Source organism: Prauserella flavalba (assembly GCF_003202235.1).
Lineage (GTDB): Bacteria > Actinomycetota > Actinomycetes > Mycobacteriales > Pseudonocardiaceae > Prauserella_A > Prauserella_A flavalba.
Genome location: NZ_MASU01000020.1, coordinates 23,304 through 43,293, shown reverse-complemented (window position 1 = coordinate 43,293; position 19,990 = coordinate 23,304). Strand labels below are relative to the sequence as shown.

General features: G+C 71.8%; 19 protein-coding genes. 7 read left to right on the top strand and 12 right to left on the bottom strand.

The genetic code is table 11. From position 1 onward, the window contains the following. Positions 1-80: 80 nt before the first annotated feature. The 3 genes from BA062_RS35580 to BA062_RS35570 all read left to right on the top strand — a co-directional run bounded on the left by BA062_RS35580 (position 81) and on the right by BA062_RS35570 (position 2,969). Positions 81-1,799: a dihydroxy-acid dehydratase gene (locus BA062_RS35580; RefSeq protein ID WP_110343546.1), complete on the top strand. Its 1,719-nt coding sequence runs from the start codon at positions 81-83 to the stop codon at positions 1,797-1,799. A 172-nt stretch (positions 1,800-1,971) separates the two neighbouring features. Further along, a complete protein-coding gene (locus BA062_RS35575) occupies positions 1,972-2,520 on the top strand; it encodes a hypothetical protein (RefSeq protein WP_110343545.1) in 549 nt (182 codons plus the stop codon). Positions 2,521-2,537: 17 nt separating this feature from the next. Beyond that, entirely contained in the window at positions 2,538-2,969 is a 432-nt protein-coding gene (locus tag BA062_RS35570; protein WP_110343544.1) for a hypothetical protein, read from the top strand. Between the two features lies 1 nt (position 2,970). On the opposite strand, the gene BA062_RS35565 is transcribed toward BA062_RS35570, so the two are convergent. Beyond that, on the bottom strand, positions 2,971-3,732 hold the full coding sequence (locus tag BA062_RS35565) for a lysyl oxidase family protein (protein WP_245960172.1): 762 nt from the start codon (positions 3,730-3,732) through the stop codon (positions 2,971-2,973). 54 nt (positions 3,733-3,786) lie between these two features. Then, positions 3,787-4,188: a hypothetical protein gene (locus BA062_RS35560; RefSeq protein WP_146240128.1), complete on the bottom strand. Its 402-nt coding sequence runs from the start codon at positions 4,186-4,188 to the stop codon at positions 3,787-3,789. Between the two features lie 110 nt (positions 4,189-4,298). On the opposite strand from BA062_RS35560, the gene BA062_RS35555 reads away from it, so the two are divergent. Then, positions 4,299-4,712: an OsmC family protein gene (locus tag BA062_RS35555; RefSeq protein WP_110343542.1), complete on the top strand. Its 414-nt coding sequence runs from the start codon at positions 4,299-4,301 to the stop codon at positions 4,710-4,712. A 6-nt stretch (positions 4,713-4,718) separates the two neighbouring features. Here the strand turns inward: BA062_RS35555 and BA062_RS35550 are convergent, their stop codons facing one another. Beyond that, entirely contained in the window at positions 4,719-5,534 is an 816-nt protein-coding gene (locus BA062_RS35550) for an MBL fold metallo-hydrolase (RefSeq protein WP_110343541.1), read from the bottom strand. Further along, positions 5,531-6,757, bottom strand: coding sequence for an FAD-dependent monooxygenase (locus BA062_RS35545; RefSeq protein ID WP_110343540.1), 1,227 nt, complete (start codon positions 6,755-6,757; stop codon positions 5,531-5,533). Before BA062_RS35545 ends, BA062_RS35550 begins: the two co-directional genes overlap by 4 nt. 75 nt (positions 6,758-6,832) lie before the next feature. Between BA062_RS35545 and BA062_RS35540 the strand changes: the two genes are divergently transcribed. After that, the gene (locus tag BA062_RS35540) at positions 6,833-7,381 is read left to right on the top strand and encodes a TetR/AcrR family transcriptional regulator (protein ID WP_110343589.1); all 549 of its coding nucleotides are present in this window, start codon (positions 6,833-6,835) and stop codon (positions 7,379-7,381) included. An 18-nt stretch (positions 7,382-7,399) separates the two neighbouring features. Here BA062_RS35540 and BA062_RS35535 read toward each other — a convergent pair whose 3' ends face one another. Continuing rightward, entirely contained in the window at positions 7,400-8,839 is a 1,440-nt protein-coding gene (locus BA062_RS35535) for a short-chain fatty acid transporter (protein WP_110343588.1), read from the bottom strand. Between the two features lie 7 nt (positions 8,840-8,846). Beyond that, positions 8,847-10,253: an amidase gene (locus BA062_RS35530; protein ID WP_110343539.1), complete on the bottom strand. Its 1,407-nt coding sequence runs from the start codon at positions 10,251-10,253 to the stop codon at positions 8,847-8,849. 107 nt (positions 10,254-10,360) lie between these two features. Here BA062_RS35530 and BA062_RS35525 point away from each other — a divergent pair, with 107 nt between their 5' ends. Beyond that, on the top strand, positions 10,361-11,353 hold the full coding sequence (locus BA062_RS35525; RefSeq protein ID WP_168214183.1) for an Lrp/AsnC family transcriptional regulator: 993 nt from the start codon (positions 10,361-10,363) through the stop codon (positions 11,351-11,353). Positions 11,354-11,359: 6 nt separating this feature from the next. Here BA062_RS35525 and BA062_RS35520 read toward each other — a convergent pair whose 3' ends face one another. From BA062_RS35520 to BA062_RS35510, 3 genes are read right to left on the bottom strand one after another with little or no spacing between them, the layout of a single operon-like run. Continuing rightward, complete coding sequence (locus BA062_RS35520; protein ID WP_110343537.1) at positions 11,360-13,066, bottom strand: ABC transporter ATP-binding protein; 1,707 nt, start codon at positions 13,064-13,066, stop codon at positions 11,360-11,362. After that, the gene (locus BA062_RS35515; RefSeq protein ID WP_110343536.1) at positions 13,063-14,850 is read right to left on the bottom strand and encodes an ABC transporter ATP-binding protein; all 1,788 of its coding nucleotides are present in this window, start codon (positions 14,848-14,850) and stop codon (positions 13,063-13,065) included. Before BA062_RS35515 ends, BA062_RS35520 begins: the two co-directional genes overlap by 4 nt. Next, entirely contained in the window at positions 14,850-15,746 is an 897-nt protein-coding gene (locus tag BA062_RS35510) for an alpha/beta hydrolase (protein ID WP_110343535.1), read from the bottom strand. The genes BA062_RS35515 and BA062_RS35510 overlap by 1 nt, the downstream gene beginning before the upstream one ends. Before the next feature lie 95 nt (positions 15,747-15,841). On the opposite strand from BA062_RS35510, the gene BA062_RS35505 reads away from it, so the two are divergent. Beyond that, a complete protein-coding gene (locus BA062_RS35505) occupies positions 15,842-16,876 on the top strand; it encodes a PucR family transcriptional regulator (RefSeq protein ID WP_110343534.1) in 1,035 nt (344 codons plus the stop codon). Between the two features lie 340 nt (positions 16,877-17,216). Here the strand turns inward: BA062_RS35505 and BA062_RS35500 are convergent, their stop codons facing one another. Genes BA062_RS35500 through BA062_RS35490 form a run of 3 tightly spaced genes read right to left on the bottom strand, consistent with a single transcriptional unit; the run spans position 17,217 to position 19,986 of the window. After that, the gene (locus tag BA062_RS35500; RefSeq protein WP_110343533.1) at positions 17,217-17,777 is read right to left on the bottom strand and encodes a cysteine dioxygenase family protein; all 561 of its coding nucleotides are present in this window, start codon (positions 17,775-17,777) and stop codon (positions 17,217-17,219) included. Further along, a complete protein-coding gene (locus BA062_RS35495) occupies positions 17,774-19,255 on the bottom strand; it encodes a class I adenylate-forming enzyme family protein (protein WP_210407099.1) in 1,482 nt (493 codons plus the stop codon). The genes BA062_RS35500 and BA062_RS35495 overlap by 4 nt, the downstream gene beginning before the upstream one ends. Continuing rightward, positions 19,255-19,986 carry a CoA-transferase subunit beta gene (locus BA062_RS35490; protein WP_110343532.1) on the bottom strand — a complete coding sequence of 244 codons (732 nt, stop codon included), beginning with the start codon at positions 19,984-19,986 and terminating at the stop codon, positions 19,255-19,257. The genes BA062_RS35495 and BA062_RS35490 overlap by 1 nt, the downstream gene beginning before the upstream one ends. Positions 19,987-19,990: the final 4 nt, after the last annotated feature.

Genomic DNA, 19,990 nt, shown 5'->3' with positions numbered 1-19,990 from the left:
ACTCCCTCCGCCTACCCCGCCCGCGCCCGCGATACACGGGGTCTTCCCGAGATCGTCTCCGAGCGGGCATAGTGCGTGGGATGGCAGCAGAGTTGCGCAGTGCGGAGTGGTACTCGGGCGACGACCGCAACGCCTACATCCATCGCGCGTGGATGCGGCGCGGCCTGCCGGGCAGCGCGTTCACGGGGCGCCCGCACATCGCCATCGCCAACACGGCCTCCGACCTCACGCCGTGCAACGCGCATCTGAACGAGGTGGCCTCCTCGGTCAGGGACGGCATCCACGAGGCGGGCGGGATCGCGCTGAACCTGCCCGTCGTGTCGCTCGGCGAGACACAGCTGCGGCCCACCGCGATGCTGTGGCGCAACATGGCGGCGATGGCGACCGAGGAGATGCTGCGCGGCAACCCGGTCGACGGCGTCGTCCTGCTCGGCGGCTGCGACAAGACGATCCCGGCGCTGCTGATGGCGGCGGCGTCGGTGGACCTGCCCGCCGCCGTGGTGCCCGGCGGGCCGATGCTCACCGGCACGTTCCGCGGCACGCCGCTCGGCTGCGGCACCGACGTGTGGCGCCTGTCGGAGGAGGTCCGTGGCGGCACGCTCGACCGCGAGGACTTCACGCGCTCCGAGTCGGCGATGATCCGCAGCCGCGGTCACTGCAACACGATGGGCACGGCGTCGACGATGGCGATCCTGGCCGAGGCGCTCGGCACGGTGCTGCCCGGACTCGCCGGTACGCCCGCGCCCGACAGCAGGCTGCTCGAATCGGCGCACGAGACCGGCAGGCTCGTCACGGACCTGGTCGCGCGGGACCGGCGGCCCAGCACCGTGCTCACGCGCGCGTCGTTCCACAACGCGATCGTCGCGCTCGCCGCCACCGGGGGCTCCACCAACGCCGTCGTCCACCTGCTCGCGATCGCGGGACGGCTGGGCATCGAGCTGACCCTCGACGACTTCGACCGCATCGGCTCCCGCGTGCCGCTGCTGGTGAACCTGCAGCCCGCGGGCAAGTACCTCATGGAGGACTTCCACCGTGCCGGCGGGCTCCTGCCCGTGCTGCGCGAGGTGCGCGACCTGCTCGATCCCGCGGCGCTGACCATCACCGGCAAGGCCCTCACCGACCACCTCGACGACGCCCGCAGCTGGGACCCCGACGTGATCCACTCCCGCGCCGAACCGGTGCAGGAGGAGGCCGGAATCGCCGTGCTGCGCGGGAACCTCGCCCCGGACGGCGCGATCATCAAACCGGCGGCGGCGTCCCCGCATCTGCTCCGCCACCGCGGCCGGGCGGTCGTGTTCGACTCCATCGAGGACTTCCACGCGCGCATCGACGACCCGGACCTCGACGTCGACGCCGACTCGGTGCTCGTGCTGCGTGGCTGCGGCCCCAAGGGCTACCCCGGCATGCCGGAGGTGTCGAACATGCCGCTGCCCGCGAAGCTGCTCGCCGACGGCGTGCGCGACATGGTCCGCGTGTGCGACGGCCGGATGAGCGGCACCGCGTACGGCACCGTCGTGCTGCACGTCGCTCCCGAGGCGGCGGCGGGCGGCCCGCTCGCGCTCGTGCGCACCGGCGACGTCGTCGTCCTCGACGTCGCGGCACGCAGGATCGACCTCGACGTGCCCGAGCCCGAGCTGCGCGCGCGGACGCCGAACCGGGCCACCCTCGACGGTTTCGCCAGCCCGCGCCGTGGCTGGGAACGGCTTTACGTCGACCACGTCGGGCAGGCCGACACGGGCGCCGATCTCGACTTCCTCCGCGGCTCCAGCGGCTCGAAGGTCAGCCGCGAATCCCACTGAGACCCGCCTGGCCCGCTCGTCCGGACCGCAGTGCCGGACCGCAGTGAAGGCCACCTTCACTGCGTTGAGCGCAGGCAGGGTGGCCTTCACTGCGGTTGGGTCCACTTCGGATCGTGGCACTTACCGGCCAGGGTCGCTCAGCTCAGCGGCGCTCGCGGCTAGCTTTACCGGCATGGGATGGACCAATCGGGCCGCGCTCGCCCTCGCCACGGGCGCTCTGCTCGCCTCGTGCGCGGGCGAGCAGGACGCGGCGACCCCGCGGAGTTCGGCGGCCGCGTCGCCCACGACCACGACCTCCGCTCCGGCGCCCACACCGGAGGAGCTGCCCGTCGAACGCGACATCCGGGACGCCTACGAGGCCGCGCTGGCCGCGCATCCCGGCACCGAGGGGCTGGATCGCTGCACCCGCCAGACGCCGCTGACCGACACGGTGTGCGGCACGGCGTTGTCGGCGGCGGCCGACGTCGCCGACGCCACGGCGCAGACACTGACGGCCGGAAACCCCGAGCACGCGCACCTGCTCTACGGCGCGGTGCTCACCACCGCGAGCGAGATCCGGTCCACGGTCGGCCAGCTCGCCGGGTCGATGCCCTGCTACGGCCTCAACGACGAACCCGCACCGCCCCCGCAACTGGCCGCCGAGGCGCAGAGCATCTGCGCCGAGGGCGCCGACATCGCCAAGGCCCAGTGGCGCATTTTCCTGAGCACCGTGGGTGCCTGACCATCGGAGGAACGCACATGGAACAGACGCAGTACCGGCCCAGCAGGGTCTCGACCGTGCTGGCCGTGGTGTTCGGCGGCCTGGTCGGCCTGCTCTGCCTGCCGGTGTTCGTCAGCGTGTTCGGTGTGCTGGGCGACGTGCTGGTGCTGAACCCGCTGCTGGTGACGCTCTTCGCCGCGCTCTACGGCGCCTGCGCCGGGTTCTCTCTCACCGGCTGTGTACTACTGCTCCAGCGCAAACCCGCCGGTGTCAGGGTGAGCTCGATCGGCAGCGTCCTCGCGCTGGTGATCGTCCTCACCGAGCTCGTGGTGAACGCGCTGCCGGAGTACGCGGGGAGCACCACTCCGGCGGACAGCCAGCGGGCCGGAATGCTCGTGCTGTTCGGGGTGCTGGCACTGGTGCAGGCGCGGCGCAGGGACACCAGGCACTGGGTGGGGCTTGACGCCTGACCTACGCCGCAGGCCCGTAGCCGAGGACCTTCACCGCCGCGCCGTTCTTGCGGTTGGACAGGGAGATGTCCACCCACGTCGCGTTGTTGCCGTGGTCGCTCTCCACGAACGTGCCACGCGGGTCGGCGGTCGCGATCAGCCGGTACTGGCCGTTGGAGAGGTTGGTGATGTCGATGTACTGGTCGGGCAGCGTCCAGGGATAGCGGTCGCCCCAGCCGACGGACAGTCCCATGGAGACGGTCAGCGAGCTCTCCACACCGCAGCCGCTCGCCGAGTGGACCGGTGACTGCGGTGCGCCCGGCAGGGAGAGCCGGTATGCGGTCGTGTCGAAGAAACAGAAGCCGCCCTTGGAGCTGGTGCCGACCTTGACGCCGTTGTCGAGCCGGACGAGCTCGTAGGACTCGAGGTCCCTGACGTGCCAGTGGCCGTGGCCGTCGCCGCCGAACTGCAACGTGGCAGGCACATCGGTGACCGTGCGTGAACCGTCCGTCTGCGCCACCGCCTGGGAGACCGTGAACGCCGAGCCCGTGGAGGTGCGGCTCGCCGACAGTTCGAACGGGCCCCTGCCGACGTTGACGATCGTCGCCGAGAAGCGCAGCTGGCGCTGCCCTGCGGCCGTGGTCGCCACGGTCAGATCGGAGATCGGTGCCATGCCCAGATCCGGGGGCAGCGGCTCAGTGGCACCGCCGAGCGTGGGCGCGGAGGTGAGCAGGGCGGCCGAGAGCATCGAGACCAGCGCGACCGACCGAAGACGACGGAACACCGCGATACCTCCTGGAAAGGGGTGGGCCGGGCGCGGGTGCGCCCGGCCGGACCGCTACTTGGGGTCGGGGAACTTCTTGTCGTCGACCGAGAAGCACAGGTGGCTCAGGCCGTAGGGGCGCCCGTTGTTCGGGTTGATCGGCGCCGTGAGGCCGGAGTCGGCGGTGACGGCGGGGTCGTAGTGGTACCAGTTGGCGTTGGGTCCGCCCTTGACGATCACGTCGGACACCAGGGAGCCGTCCGTGGTGAAGCTGAACGACGAGCCCGTCACCACGATGGTCACGGGTCCGTACGTGCCGCTCACGACGGGGTCGATCTTCAGCCCGCCCTCGCACGACGGGTTGCCGCTGATCTGGATGGGCTCGGTGGAGGTGGCCGACGCGCTCAGCGTCGCCCCGAACAGGGCGAGCACGACGGTCATCAGCCCGAGCACAAGGGTTCTGGAAAGCCTGGTCACGGTTACTCCTCGCTCCGTTGCGACAGCGTGGTGGGGATCGCAGCCACAGAAACCGTTGTTGCACTCCGTGATCTGCATCACTCGAATGGAGTAACCGGTAGGTTCGGGGCATGACGACATCCGCAAGGTCCGTCCGCATCGAGCGCGTCGCCGCAGGACGCTACGTCGCGCACAATGCCGGCGGCGCCACGCTACCCATCGGCGGCGACGACTTCAGCCCCGTGGAGCTGCTGCTCGCCGCGATCGGGGGCTGCACGGCGATCGACACCGATGTGGCCACGAGCAGGCGCACCGAGCCGACCGGGTTCACCGTGACCGTCAGCGGCGACAAGGTGTCCGACCGCGAGAGCGGCAACCGGATGGAGAACCTGTCGGTGACGTTCCACGTGCGTTTCCCCGAGGGCGAGCAGGGCGACGCGGCGCGCGCGATGCTGCCGCGCACGGTCGCACTGTCCCACGACAAGCTGTGCACCGTCAGCCGCACCGTCGAGCGCGGCACGCCGGTGCGCACGGTCATCGAGTAGCCGCGGTCAGGTCAGGTGGTCGAAGTCGCCGCGCACCCAGCCGATGTGGCGGTCGGCGGAGCGGCGCACGACCGCCCTGGCATCCTCGGCGATCACGTTGTCGAAGTTGCCGTAGAGCCGGTCGAACTCGAACCGTTCGAGGTGCGCCGTGACCCGCTCGACCACGCCCGCCGAGAGTGGGATGCGGTTGGGGTAGCTGCGCATGAAACTCACCGAGACGCGGTCGGGGTTGGCGAAGACGGTGTCACTGCTCAGCAGCACACCGCGGCCGCCGGCGCCCGCCGCCCAGTGCACCACCGCGCTGCCGGGGAAGTGCCCGCCCGGCTGGGTCATGGTCACGCCAGTGACGGGTTCGACGGTGCCCGACCACGGCTTGATCGCCGGGTCGTGCCGTGCGACCCACCCCAGGTCGGGTTCGGAGACGAGCACGGGCACCCCGCCCAGCGCCCTGCTCCACTCCACCTGCACGCCGAACATGTGCGGGTGGCTGGCCGCGATCGCCACGACCTCGCCCAGCTCCCGCACCCGGCGCACGGCGTCGTCGTCGAGGAAGCCGATCGGGTCCCACAGCACGTTGCCCCCGGGCGTGCGCAGCAGTTTCGTGAGCTGGCCGATGCCCACCGGGGGAACGCTGCGAATGCCGAAGAGACCGGGTTCGAGCGGCACGATCTCGACCGCGCGGCCCGCCGACCCGAGTTGCTCCAGCGTCGTCCACTGCTGGCCCTCGGCCGGCACCCACTGGCGCTCGTCGGCACAGATCGCGCAGACCTCCACGCGCTCGTCGTGCTCCACCGCGCACGTCCGGCAGATCCAGAAGCTCATCGCCTTCTCCCTTCCCCAGAGGGTCCATCCTCCCCGGGGAGGGTGAAAGACGACAGGGTGCTGCTGGCCCCGTTGGCGAGCGCGCGGCGGCGGATCGCCCTGGGCAGCCGTGGCAGCAGCCGCAGCGAGAAGGCGGTGAGCGCGACGTGGGCGGGTGAACGCGGGACGCCGTTGCGCAGCACGCGCGGCGCGACCCCGCGGCAGCGGAGCACGTAGTCGCGCATGCCGTGCTCGTAGGCGGCGAACGCCGCGGTGTGATCGCCGCGGGCATCCGCGAGCGCGCGGGCGAGCACGTATGCGGCGGCCATCGCCAGCGTGGTGCCACCGCCGACGGCGGGGCCCGGCGAGTACCCGGCGTCGCCGACGAGGGTCACGCGGCCGCGCGTCCACGTGTCCATCCGGATCTGGCCGATCGCGTCGAGGTAGAAGTCGTCCGCGTCGTCCACGGCGTCGAGCAGCCGGGGCACCTCCCAGCCCGCACCGGCGAACTGCTTGCGCAGCAGGCGTTTCTGCTCGGCGACGTCACGGTGGTCGTAGGCAAGCTCGCCCGCGCGGAACAGCAGCACCGCCCGCGCCTGCCCGGTGCCGGGCACGGCGTACATCGCCACCACGCGGTCCACGGCGTTGTACAGCACCGTCCGCCCTTCGAGCCCGAGGTGGTCCGGCAGCGTGAACACCGCGAGGTAGCCGCCGAGGTGGTGCAGGAAGTCGCGCTCGGGCCCGAACGCGAGCCGCCGCACGTTCGAGTGCAGGCCGTCGGCGCCGATCACGAGGTCGAATCGCCGGCTGAGCCCACTGTCGAACGTGACGTCCACTCCCCCGGCGTCCTCGGCGAGCGTCCGGATCGAGTCGCCGAAGACGTACTCGACGTCGTCGCGGGTCGCGTCGTGCAGTGTCGAGGCCAGTTCGCCGCGCATGACCTCGAGGTGGTTGCCGTCGGCGAAGGCGTCGGACAGGTCGGCCAGGTCCGTGTCGATGGCGCGCCTGCCGGGTCGTTCGAGCCGGATCGCCGCAGGCGGGAGCGCGGCCTCGCGCAACGCGGGCACGATGCCCATCCGCCGCGCCACCTCCATCGCGGGCGCGAACAGGTCGACCGCGTGGCCGCCGAGGCCGAGCCGGGGGCGCGGCGTCCGCTCCACGACCACCGGCGAGAACCCCGCTCGCGCGAGCCAGTACGCCAGCACCGGGCCTGCCACGCTGGCCCCGGAGATCAGCACGTTCATCGATACCCCCATTCGTTGACCTACCGGTAAGTAAACCGTTTACCTTCCGGTCGGTCAATGAACTAGGGTGTGACCGTGGCGAGACCGAGGACGAGCCGGACCAGGGAGCGCATCCAGGAGGCGGCGCTCGAGCTGTTCGCCGAGCAGGGCGTGCGGCAGACGAGCCTGCGCCAGATCGCCGACCGGCTCAGCCTCACCAAACCCGCGCTGTACTACCACTTCGCGTCCCGCGAGGAGCTCGTCGCGAGCCTGCTGCAACCGCTGACCGACGACCTCGACGCCCTGCTCGCCGAGGACGAGGCCGCGGGAGACGTCGACGCGCGGGAGCTGCTCGGCCGCTACTTCGACGTCTCCTACCGGCATCGCGCCGTCACCGGCCTGATGCTGCGCGACCTGCCGACGCTCAGCGAGTTCGGTGTCGTCGAGCGCATCGTGGACTGGCGGCGCCGCCTCACGACGCTCCTGGTGGGCCCTGACGCCGACGTGGCCGCACGGGCACGGGCGATCGTGGCGCTCGGCGGGCTCGGCGACTGCCTGGTGCTGCTCGCCGACACGCCCGTCGACGAGCTGCGGACCGCCGCGCTCGACGCCGCCTGCGCGGCACTCGGTCACCCCGCGGGGTGACCGAGTGTCTACTGTGGATCAGGGCAGCGCGGGCGGCTCGTAGGGCAGGGTCTGGCCGAACAGCCAGAGCAAACCCAGCACCAGTGGGAGGTTCACGGCGAACTGTAGAGCGGTGAACCCGACGATGTGCTTGGCCCGCAACCGCATCAGGCCGAGCAGCGGCAGCATCCAGAACGGGTTGAGCAGGTTCGGCAACGCCTCCGCGGCGTTGTAGATCTGCACCGTCCAGCCCAGGTTGTACTGCAGATCGTTGGCCGACTGCATCACATAGGGCGCCTCGACGATCCACTTGCCGCCGCCGGAGGGCACGAAGAACCCCAGCAGCGCCGAGTAGGCGCCGATCACCAGCGCGAACGTGCCGGGCGTCGCGATCTGCACGAACGCCGTGGAGATCGCGTGCGCCACCGTGTGCCCTTCGGCGTTCTCGGCCGAGGTGAGGATGCCGGCGATGCCCGCGTAGAACGGGAACTGCAGCAGGACCCCGGCCGTCGCGGGCACCGCCCTGCCCACCGCGGTGACGAACGCGCGAGGCCGCCATTGCAGGAGCATGCCGAGCATCAGGAACAGCAGGTTGTAGGTGTTGAGGCCGGAGATCGCGACGATCGGGTCGGTCGAGGTGAACTCCTGCGCCAGCCAGCCCACGCCGAGCACCACGACCAGCAACGTGAGCACCGGGCTGTACTCCAGCCACTCGGCCGGACGGCGCGGCCGGAACCGCTCCGGTTCCGCGTCCTCCAGCCCGACCCCCATCGCCTGCGCCGTGCGCGCGTGGCGGGCCTTCGGCGCTGAGAGGAACGCGATGGTCACGTTGACCACCACCAGCGTTCCGGCGAGCGTCAGCGACTGCCAGGTGAAGATCGTGTCGGCGAACGGAATCACGCCCGTGACGGGCATCAGCGACGCCGGGATGCTGCCGGGGTTAGCCTGCAGCTGTGCCGCCGAGGAGCTGAGCCCGAGCGCCCACACTCCGCCGATGCCTAGGTAGGCCGCCGCGCCCGCGGCCCGGTAGTCCATGCCCAGCTCCTCCCGCCGCGCGATCCGGCGGGCGAGCAACCCGGCGAAGATGATGCTGATGCCCCAGTTGAGCAGGGACGTGAGCATCGCGACCAGCGCCACAAACGCGACCGCGCCACGGCCGCTGCGCGGCAGGGCCGCCAGCCGTTCGATGAGCCGGGACGCGGGCGGCGAGGTGGCCACGACGTGCCCGCCGATCACCACCAGCGTCATCTGCATCGCGAACGGGATCAGGTCCCAGAAGCCGTCCCCGAAGGCCTCGCTCACCCCGGCGGGACTGACCCCGAGGGCCAGCGCGCCCACCGCCGAGACGACCACCGCCACGAGCACGAACACGAACGCGTCGGGGAACCAGCGCTCCATCCACGCCGACACCCGCAGTGCCGCGCGCCCGATCGGTCCTTCGCGCTCGATGCCGTGCACCGGCGCGGTCAGCCTGTCCATGACGGCCTCACCCATGCTTCCGCGGGGTCACCGGAAGGCGACCCGCCACACCCGCCGCGGCCTCCAGCTCCGCCGCGTACGCCAGCAGCCGCGCCTCGGACCCGGGCGGACCGACCAGCTGCACGCCCACCGGCAGCCCCTCGTGCAGGCCGCACGGCAGCGCCACGACCGGGCAGGCGGTCAGCGACACGAAGAACGTGATGGCGATCCAGTCGATGTAGGTGTCCAACGGGGTCCCGGCGATCTCGGTCGGCCAGTGCCGCTCGACCGGGAACGGCATGACCGGCGCCGTCGGGCACACCAGCACGTCGTAGTCGTCGAAGAAACGCACGACCTCGTGGAAGAGCTCGCCGCGGCGGCGCTGCGCGCGCAGCACGGCGTCGGTGCCCTGGCGCAGGCCCCGTTCGATGTTCCAGACGATGTCCGGCTTGATCCGGTCACGGTGCTCCCCCAGCAGGGGACCGTGGCTCGCGGCGACCAGCTCGGCCCGCAGCGTCTGGAAGGTGTCGTAGGCACCGGTGAAGTCCGGGCACGCGTGCTCGACCGTCGCGCCGAGATGCTCGAAAGCCGCCATCGCCCGCTCGGTGCGCTCGCGGATCACCGGCTCGACCGGGAGCAGGCCGAGGTCCGGGCTGAACGCGACCCGGCGCGGCGGACCGTATCCCGACATCGCTGACAGGAAGCTCCCGGGCAGATCCGGCGAGGTGAGCGGGTCGTGCGGGTCCCAGCCGACCATCGCGTCCAGCATCAGCGCCGCGTCCCGCACGTCGCGGGCCATCGGACCCTCGACCCAGAGGCCGTCGAACGGAACCTTGGGGCTGCGGCGGGGAATACGCCCCGGGGTAGGGCGGATCCCGACGACTCCGCAGTAGCCCGCCGGGGTGCGCAGGCTACCGCCGAGGTCGTTGCCGGTGGCGAGCCAGCCGAGTCCGGCCGCCACCGCCGCGGCCGAGCCGCCGGAGGAGCCGCCCGCGGTCAGCCGCGGGTCCCACGGGTTGCGGGTCGCGCCGAAGACCGGGTTGTAGGTGTGCCCGCCCGCGAACTCGGGCACGTTCGACTTGGCGAACGGGACCGCGCCGTTGGCCTCCAGCCGCCGCACCATCGCGTCGGACTCGGGCGCCGGCGTTCCGGCGAAGATCGGCGAGCCCATGCTGGTGGGCACACCGGCGACGTCGTTGTAGTCCTTGACCACCAGGGGAAGGCCCGCGAGCCAGCGCGCCGGGTCGCCCTCGGCCCCGATGCCCTCCGCCGCGCGGTGTGCGAGATCGAAGAACCGCTCCGGGATCGCGTTGACGACGGGCTCCACCTGCGCGGCCCGCTCCTCCAGCGCCTTGAGCAACTCGGCCGGGCCGAACTCCCGGGCCCGCAGCCCTGCGACGACCTCGCGTGCGGTGGCCGCGATGAGCTCAGACATGCACCACTCCTCATCGTTGAGAACGAAGTGGCCTCAAGAGTGAGTATCAGCGACGTTTGCGGCAAGAAGCATTGCCAATGTGGAGGAAGCAGCCAACACTATGGCGCGTGCCTCCAACTACACCGGCCGCTCTTGACGAGCTGGACCGCCGCATCGTCGCCGCGCTGCACGTCGACGGCCGCGCGACGTGGCGCCGGATCGCCGCCGTGCTCGGCCAGCCCGAACGCACCGTCGCGCGCCGCGGCAACCAGCTGCTGGAGCAGGGCCACGTCGTCATCCACGGCATGGCGGACCCGCGGCGGCTGGGCCGGGGCGAGCAGTACCTGCTGCGTGCGACGTGCGAGCCGAAGGCGTCGTGGTCGGTGACCGCGGCCATCGCCCGCCGCACGGAGACGGTGTTCGCGCACCTGCTGTTCGGCACCGCCGACCTGGTGGCCGACATCTGGTGCCCTCCGCACCGCGTGACGGCGTTGTTCCTGCAGGAGCTGGCGGCGATCCCCGGGATCGCGCGGATCGACACCCTGCCGGTGCTGCGCTACGTGACGACGTTGCACGACTGGGACTTCGGCGCGCTGACCCAGGAGGAGGTGGCGGCGCTGCGCGAGATCCCGTCCGCGTCGCCGTGGCCTGCCCCCGGCTCGCCGGTCAACCTCCCCAAGCAGGACCGGATGCTGATCACAGCGCTCGCCGAGGACGGCCGCCGATCCTACGACGAGCTGGGCCGGCTGTGCGGGCTCAGCGAGCAGACCGCGAAACGGCGCGTCGAGGCCATGCGCCGGGACGGCCTGGTCGCGATCCGCGCGGTCACCGATCCGGCCGCGGTGGGCCTTCCGGTCGGGGCGATCGTGTGGATCCAGAGCCGCCCGGACCGCGTGGAGACCATCGCCGCCGAACTGGCGGCTGCCCCGTACGTGCGCTACGCCGCCGTGCTGATCGGCGACTACCAGCTCGTGGCCGACATCCGGCTGCCGGACAAGCAGGCCCTGCAGGAGGTGCTCGCCGGTGCGCCGTGGACCCGGCACGCGCGCTACCTGCAGACCTCGCTGATCATCGACTCCCTCAAGCAGAGCGACATCCTCAGTGGCGTGCTGCACAGCTGAGCCGGCCTACGCCGGCATCGTGGCGAGGCTCCAGAATGCGGCGTAGCGGCCGCCCCGGCGCAACAGCTCCTCGTGGCCGCCCTCCTCCACGACCCGGCCGCCGTCGAGGAAGACGATGCGATCGGCACCGCGCACGGTCCGCAGCCGGTGGGCCACGAGTACCACCGTCCGGCCCGAGAGCAGCCGCTCGAGGCCGGCGTGCACGGCCGCCTCGTTCACCGGGTCCAGCGCGGAGGTCACCTCGTCCAGCAGCACGATCGGCGCGTCCTTGAGCAGCGCCCGCGCGATCGACACCCGCTGGCGCTCACCGCCCGACAGCAGCGCGCCACCCTCGCCGACGTTCGCCGCCCAGCCGCCGGGCAACCGCTCCACCACCTCGTCGAGCCCCGCCCCGCTCGCCGCCGCCCGCACCTCGGCGACACTCGCCTCGGGGCGGCCGAGCCGCACGTTCTCCTCGATCGTGCCGTCGAAGAGGTAGACGTCCTGAAAGACGATCGCGATCCGCGCCATGAGCGCCTCGGTCTCGATCTCGCGCACGTCCGCGCCGCCCACGCGCACCGTGCCCGCGTCGACGTCGTGGAACCGCGCGAGCAGCCGCAGCAGCGTGCTCTTGCCCGCACCCGATGGCCCGACCACGGCGAGCCGCTGCCCCTCCGGCACCGACAGCGACACCTCATCGAGCACGGTGCGGTCGCCGTGCCGGAAGGTGACCGCGTCGAACTCGAGGCCATGACCGTCCGGCTCGACCGGCTCACGCGTTTCCCGCAGCGGCTCGGTGCTCAGCACCGCGTCGAGCCTCGCCAGCTCGGAACGCGCACCGCGGAGCTTGCCGCCGATATCCGACAGCGACAGCAGCGGATCCGCGCACCGCGCGGCGAGCACCAGTATCGCCAGCACCTCCGCCACGCCGATGGTTCCGCCGAGGGCGAGGTAGGTGCCCAGCATCAGCACCACGGTGAACATCGCCTGCACCGCGAGCGTGAGGCCCACCGTGCCGGGTAGCGCCGACAGCAACGTCCTGCGGGATGCGCGCTGCACCTCGCGCAGCGAGTCGTCGAGCATCGCGAACCGTTCGTGGGTCCGCCCGCCCGCCCGCAGCACCGGCTGTGCCTGGAGGTACTCGATGACCCGGCCCGCTGCCTCGTGGTCGCGTTCGTGGCGCTCAGCGTCGTGTGCGGCCATCGAGCGGCCCGTCCGCAGCTGCACCGCCGCGACGACCGGTGCGGCGGCCAGTGCGGCCAGGCCCAGCTGCCAGTTGAGCGTGAGCAGCACGGCCACGATCGTCAACGGCGTCACGCAGGCGGAGATGAACGGCGCCAGCAGGTGCGCCACCACGCCCATCGCGCCCAGCACCCCGCGGCTGCCGAGCACCGACACCTCGCCGACCCGTGCCGCGCTGAACCAGCCGATGGGCAGGCGGGCCAGATGGTCACCGAGCCGGTGGTACATCCCGAGCAGCAGCGACGTCCCGACCCGGAACCCGGACAGGTCGCCGAGGTAACGCAGCACGGCGAACACCGCCACCGCGCCACCGAACCCGGCCAGCCACGGCCACGCGCTCGCGGGGTCGCCGCCGAACAGCGCCCGCAGCACGGGAACCAGCAGCGCGTAGGACAGTCCCTCGGCGATCGCGGTGATCGTCATCAGTGCCACCGTGCGGCGCACCGGCTTCGCGTACTCGGGTCCGAGCACCCGCAGCAACATGCGGATCATCGGGGCTCTCCTCCTCCGTGGGACTGCCAGAACGACGCGAACCTTCCGTTGCCCGCCAACAGTTCCGCGGGGCTGCCGCGCTCGGCGACCTTCCCGTGCTCCAGCATCACGACGGTGTCGGCGTCGGCGATGGTCTCCAGGCGATGCGCGATGACGAGGATCGTGCGCTCGCTGTTCAGCGTCGTCAGTGTCCGGCGCACCGCCTGCTCGGTCTGCGGGTCGGCGAAGGCGGTCGCCTCATCGAGCACCAGGATCGGCGCGTCGGCGAGCACGGCGCGAGCGAGCGCGATCCGCTGCGCCTCACCGCCGGAGAGCACGGCGTCCTCGCCGATCACCGACTCGTATCCCCGCGGCAGCGCCAGGATCCGCTCGTGGACGTTCGCCAGCCGGGCGGCACGCACCACGTCGCCGAGGCCGGCGCCCGGTGCCGCGAGCGCGATGTTGTCCGTGACCGGCGCGCGCAGCAGCACGGTGTCCTGGAAAACGAAGGAGACCCTCCGGTAGAGCTCGCGACTGCCGATCTCGCGCAGGTCGACTCCGCCGAGGGTGACCGAACCGTGCGTGGGATCGAAGAACCGCGGCAGCAGCCGGACCACTGTGGACTTTCCACTGCCCGACGGTCCGACGAGCGCGGTGACCGTTCCCGGCTCCAGCACGAGGTCGATGCCGCGCAGCACCTCGTGCCCTGGCTCGTAGGCGAAGCGGACGTCCCGCAGCTCCACCCGGTGCCCCCGCGGCGTGACCGGTTGCGAGGGTTCCGGCAGCGACGGCACCGCGAGCACCTCCCGGATCCGGCCGACCGCACGCCGCGCGGCCTGCAGGTCGTCGAACCCGTGGCCGAGTGCTGCGACCGGAGCGGTCAGCCCGAGACCGAGCAGCAGAAAGGGCAACAGGTCGGCGGGGGCCAGGCCGCCGCCCGTGATCAGGACGGTGCCACCGATCAGTACGACCAGGAGCACGAACGGCGGAGACAGGGCCAGCTGCATTCCCGCGGCGATCACGGAGAGGCCCCGCACCCACCGGAAGAAGACGCGAGCGAAGTCCTCCGTCGCGGTGCGGAACCGGCGATGCGCCCGCCCTGCGCCGCCGAACGCCTTGACCACCGCGATGCCCTGCACGAACTCGACGACGGAGTTCGCGATCCGGCCCATCGCCGCGTCGAACTCCTCCTGCTCACGCAGCCGTGCCGGGGTCATCATCAGCGGGACCAGCGCCACCGCGAGCACCACCGGGATCAGCGTGATCAGCGTGAGCCGCCAGTCGACGGTGAACAGGTAGACCAGAGACACGAGCGGCACCACGAACGCGGCGACCAGCTCGCTGGGCGCGTGCGCGATGAACGGGTGCACCGCGCTCACGTCGTCACCCACGACCTTCGCCAGCTCCCCGGTCCGGCGGCGGGCCAACCAGCCGATCGGCACCCTGCCCAGCCGCGCCGCCAGCGCCCGGCGCAACGACAGCTGCACCTGGTCGTCGACGAGGTGCCCGATGCCCGCCGAGGCGGCCGTGAACAGCAGGCGAACGAGCAGCCCCGCCACGCCCGCGAGCACGACGAACCAGACGTGCCCGCGATCCACCGGCCCCGGCGAGAGCAGGGTCCGGCCCAGCTCGGCCACCGCCAGCAGCGGCGCGAGCCCCGCGACGGCACCGATCACCTGCAGGACCACCACGGCCGCGAAGCTCCCCGCGAAGGGGCGCAACAACCGGGCCGCGCTCGGCGGCTCCCCGGCAGTGGCGGTGGACGTGAACGGTGTGCTCGCCCCGGCGAGGTCGGTGGCGGTCATCAGCCGGCCAGCGCCCGGCCGACGACCGCACCGAGTTCGGCGAGCTGGCGCTGCGACACCTCGGCGGACAGGATCGCCTGCGACCCGTGGAACGTGCCCGCCCACTGGTGCAGCTCCACCGGCACCCCCGCCCGCAGCAGCCGCAGCGCGTATTCGATGTCCTCGTCGCGGCTCGGGCAGAACTCCGCGGTGGAGACGTAGGCGGGCGGAAGGCCGGCCAGGTCGGTCGCCCTGGCCGGGGCGGCGTAGCGCGTGGCGGGCCCGGACCCGAGGTAGTGCCGCCACGCCTCGGTCACCTTGTCGCGGTTCATCCACGGCGTGTCGGTGAAGGTGCGCGCCGACCAGGTCTCCTGCCGGTCGTCCAGACCAGGCTGGTTGAGCAGCTGGAACCGGATCGGCGGCCCCTGCTCGTCACGCGCCCGCAACGCCACGCCCGCCGCGAGGCCCCCGCCCGCGCTGTGTCCCCCGACGGCGATCCGCGCGGGGTCGATGCCGAGCTCGGCGGCGTGCTCGGCCGTCCAGTTCAGCACCGCGTAGGAGTCGTCCAGCGCGGCGGGGAACGGGTTCTCGGGAGCGAGACGATAGCCCACCGAGATCACCACGGCACCGGAGAGCTCGGCCAGCCGCGCCGCCCACGGGTGCTCGGTGTCCAGGTCCCCCATGACCCAGCCGCCGCCGTGCATCCAGACGAGGGCGCCCTGAGCCAGGTGTGGACGGTAGATCCGCACCGGCACCTCCGGATCGGCGGGCACCGTGCGGTTCTCGACGTGGATGTCCGTGAGATCGGGTGCGGGAACCGCGACGGCGAGCTCGGCGAAGTTCTTGCGCGAGGTCTCCAGATCGGTCAGGTCGGTCTTGGGGAACAGGGCGAGGAAGGCTTCGAGTTCGGGATCCATGCCGACCATCCTCTGCGCAGGCGAGCGCGGAGGTCAGCCGCCATCCGTCGCGTGATCGGCCCTGCTCGCGCACCGATCGCGCATATCCTGAGGGCATGGAGGCACTGGCGCAGCGGCTGTCGCAACTGGATTCCCACGTCGAAGGCGCCCTGCGCGTCGTCATGTTCTACGACACGCTGATGCGCAGGCGCGTGGACCTGCCCGCGCTCGTCCGTGCCTCGGCGAACCTGGCCGAGTGCGTGGCCGGGATCCGCCTGCACGACAAGGGGACGGTGATCCGCTACGCGCCCGACGGCAAACCCGCGCCCGAACCGGCGAAACCCGCGTCCACCACGATGCCGATCACGCTGGACGGCGAGGACCTCGGCACGGTGTGGCTGGAACGCGCGACCACACCCAGCTCGCTCGACGACGTGGTGCTCGACCGGCTCGCCATCGCCGCCGCGGCCGTGGTGGAAAGGTACGGCCCGGCCCGCACCACGATGGCCGACCCGGCCCTCGTCGAGCTGGTGATCAGCGCGGACAGCGACGAGGCGGGCCGCAACCGGGCGCTGCGGCTCCTCGGCTTCGCCCCCGAGGAGCCCGTCCGCGTCGCGGCCGTCCGGTCCCCGCATCCGCTCGACCGGGTCGGCGCCCTGGTCTGCCCGGCCGGACTGGTGAAGGCCGCGCCACTCGACGGCGTGGGCGTCATCCTGGCCGCCGACCTGGATCCGGCACGGTTCCCGGCGGGCGTCCGCGCGGGCATCGGCGCCACCGGCAGCCCGGAACGTTCGTGGTGCCAGGCCCGTACCGCCCTGCGCTTCGCCACCGGACGCCTGCCCGTCGTCCGCCACCACGACCTCGGATCGCTGGCCCTGCTCGCGGAGGTACCCAAAGAGGTGGCACGAGCCAACACCGACGTCGCCGCGATCGCCCGCCTGGCCGTCAATCCGGAGGACCTGGAAACACTGGACACCTACTGCGCCACCGGTTCCCTGCGCCAGGCATCCGAGCGGCTCCACCTCCACCACAGCAGCGTCGCCCGCAGGCTCGAACGGATCGGGCAGGCCCTCGGCGTCGAGCTCACCGAACCCACCGGGCTGACGAGGGCCAGGCTCGCCCTCACCGCGTGGCGGCTACTCGACGACTGACGACGACGGCCGGGCGGCATGCGCGGCAGCTGAAGCTGTACCACCGGGCAGCGCTCTCCGGACGGCTGCGACAGCTGGCGAGGCCTACCCCGAACCCCCCGCCCGCGCCATCGCCCGCAGCAGCAAGCCCACGCGCCCGCGCACCGCCAAACCCACCCGGCAGCACGACCCGAGTCGAGGACGGTAAGCGTCAGGGTTGCGGTTGCTTCAGCTGGCGCCGAGGTTGCTCGGGGCCACCCCATTGGCAGCGAAGAACATGCCACATACCTGCTTCAGCTCTTCGTGCTCGTCGTCCCCGACCCGGAACCGCCAGTACTGCCACGGGGTGCGTGCTCGACCGTCACCCACCCCACGGAGAGACGAACCACGAGACCTCGCCCGTCTCGGGGTCGTAGCTGCGCCGGGGCAGCGTGCCGATGTCGGCGCCGTAGACATGGATGCCGACGCAGGGCACGTCGCTGCCGCATTCCACCAGGTGCACGTCGTCGTCGGTGGTGCAGCAGACCGTCACCTCGCCGGGACCCCAGTCCGCGGCGGGGAGGGCCTCGAGCGGTTCCCTCGGCCGGCCCGGCTTGCGATAGCGGGTCTCGTGCTCGATCCCGGAGTGGATCCCGACCACACCCCAGGTCTCGTGACCGTGCACCGGCGTCCTCTGGCCGACGTTCCACACCGCGCACGCGATGGAGAAGCCGGCGTCCGGATGGACGTACAGCGGACGCATCACGTACCTGTCCTCGCGCGGCCGCACCACGGCTTCCGAGAGCTGCAGTCCCGAGGCGAGCAACTCCCGGAGCCGGTCGGCGACCTGCTCGGTCGTCCTGCTCTCGTCGGCCCCCTCGGCGACGATCAAGCCGACGTCGGCGATGAAGGCGCCGAGGTCGTACGTGGCGGTTCGCGTCATGCCCGTCCTCCTCCGTTCCGGCCGAGTTCGCGCAGGACGTTCCGGTCGATCTTGCCCACGCGGTTGACGGGCAGGTCCTCGAGGTAGTGCACGCGGTCCGGCACGTACGGCCGGGACAGCTCGGCACGGAGGTAGTCGCGGATCTCGGCCTCGTCCGGCGGGCTGGACGCCGAGGCCGGCACCACGTAGGCACGGGGAACCTGGCCGAGGTCCGGGTGCTCGACGCCGACGACGGCGCACTGCGCGACACCGCTGTGCCTGGCGAGCACGGACTCGATCGCCCCGGGGGCGATGTTCTCGCCGCCTCGGATGATCACGTCCTTGATCCGGCCGGTGATGGTGAGGTAGCCATCGGCGTCGAGGCGACCGAGATCGCCCGTGCGCAGCCAGCCGTCCTCGATCGGGCTGTCCTCGCCGCCGACGTAGCCCTCCATCAATGCGGGCCCGGCGATGCGGACCTCCCCCTCCTCACCCGCACCCACGCGCTCGGCGCCGCCGGGCGCGAAGATGCCGACCGACTGTCCGTTGAGGACCGTCCCGACGCTGCCGACGCGCCGCGCTCCGGGCGGGTTCATCGTCGACGTGCACGTCGCTTCCGACAACCCGTAGGACAGTACCAGCGGCACGCCGAACGCGCTCTCGATCCGCTGCTGCTGCACCGGCGTGATCGGCGCCGACCCGCAGCGCAGGAAACGCAGGCGGCGCCGCCGGTAGCCGGGGCCGAGGTGGTCGAGCGCCCGCAGGTACATCGTCGGCACCCCGGTGACGATCGTCGGCTCGTACCGCGCGAGCTGCGACTCCAGCGCGCTCGCGTCGAACCGTTCGACGAGCGCGACGGTGGCGCCGGCGAGCAGCGGGGCGATGAGCTGGTTGTTGACGCCGTTGGTGTGATGCACCGGCATGATGTGCAGCAGCACGTCGTCAGGCGTGATACCGGTCCGTTCGAGCACGCCTTCGGCGTTGCAGCGCAGGTTCGCGTGCGTGAGCTTGATCGCCTTGGGCCGGCCCGTGCTGCCGGAGGTGAACAGCATGACGGCGTGGTCGTCGTCACCGGGCCAGCGGAGCGGCTCGGAGTGCGGCGAAGGCGTGCTCGGGAACAGCGAGGCGATGGGCTGCGTGGTGTGCTGCGGGACGTGGAAGTCCCCGCCACCGGTGACCACGCGCGCGATGCCGAACTCCTCGATCCGGGCGGTGGTGGCATCGAGACTCAGCCTGGGTTCCAGGAAGCACGCACACACGCCGGCCCGCAGCGCGCCGAGGAAGGCCGCGACGGCGTCCGGATTCTTCGCCGCCGCGATACCCAGCGTGGAGCCGGGAGGGAGCCGCCAGCCGTGGATGGTGGCCGCGGCGGAGGCCGCCCGGTCGGCAAGGTCCCGATAGGAGACGCGACCGAACTCACCGACCAGCGCGGTCCGGCCCCGCGCGGCATGCTCGCGCAGCGCGTGCTCGATGCGCTCGGCGAAGGAACCGTCCACCATCAGAGCACCAGTCCCGCGTCGCGTTCGAAGACACCGTCCGGGTCGAGCTCGCGGAGTGCGGCGGCCTCGACCTCGGTCGGGGGTTCGGTCGGCGCAGCGGTCGCGGCGTCGAACGCGAAGCCGGTGCGCTCCACCACCTGCTCGAGCGTGACGGCGGGATGCCAGGAGTCCAGCCGCAGTCGTTCGCCGTCGTGGACGAACACGGCGATGGGTGTCACCACCCCGTGCATGCCGCCGGACGCCGTGACGAAGTCGAGCTTCTCGACCAGCGCGCGCGGAGAGTGCTCGGTGCGCCAGGTGCAGCAGCGCCGGGCGGTGGGCAGCATCACCGCCGCACCGCCTCCTCCCGGGAGGCGCACCTTCGGATGGTGCCAGTCGCCGATGCAGGAGACGTTCGTCTGCCCGTAGCCGTCGATCTGCGCCGCGCCGAGGAAGCAGAGGTCCATGCCGCCTCGCGCGCACAAGTCGTAGAAGTCCTCGTTCGCGAAGATCGAGCGGGTGCCGTGCGTGAGCACGGGGTCCGAACTGGACAGTGGCGCGTACGGCGGCTCCGGGTCCACGCCACCCGCGACGTTGAGGTAGGTGAAGTCGAAGGGGTAGGCCTTCTTGGCGAGCAGGCACGCGAGCATCGGGAAGCTGGAGTTGACGCCGCTGAAGGTCACCTCGTGCGGCCGGACGAAGCGAGCCAAGTTGGTCACGACGTAGGAGAAGGGGGACCAGTCGTCGGTCATGGGG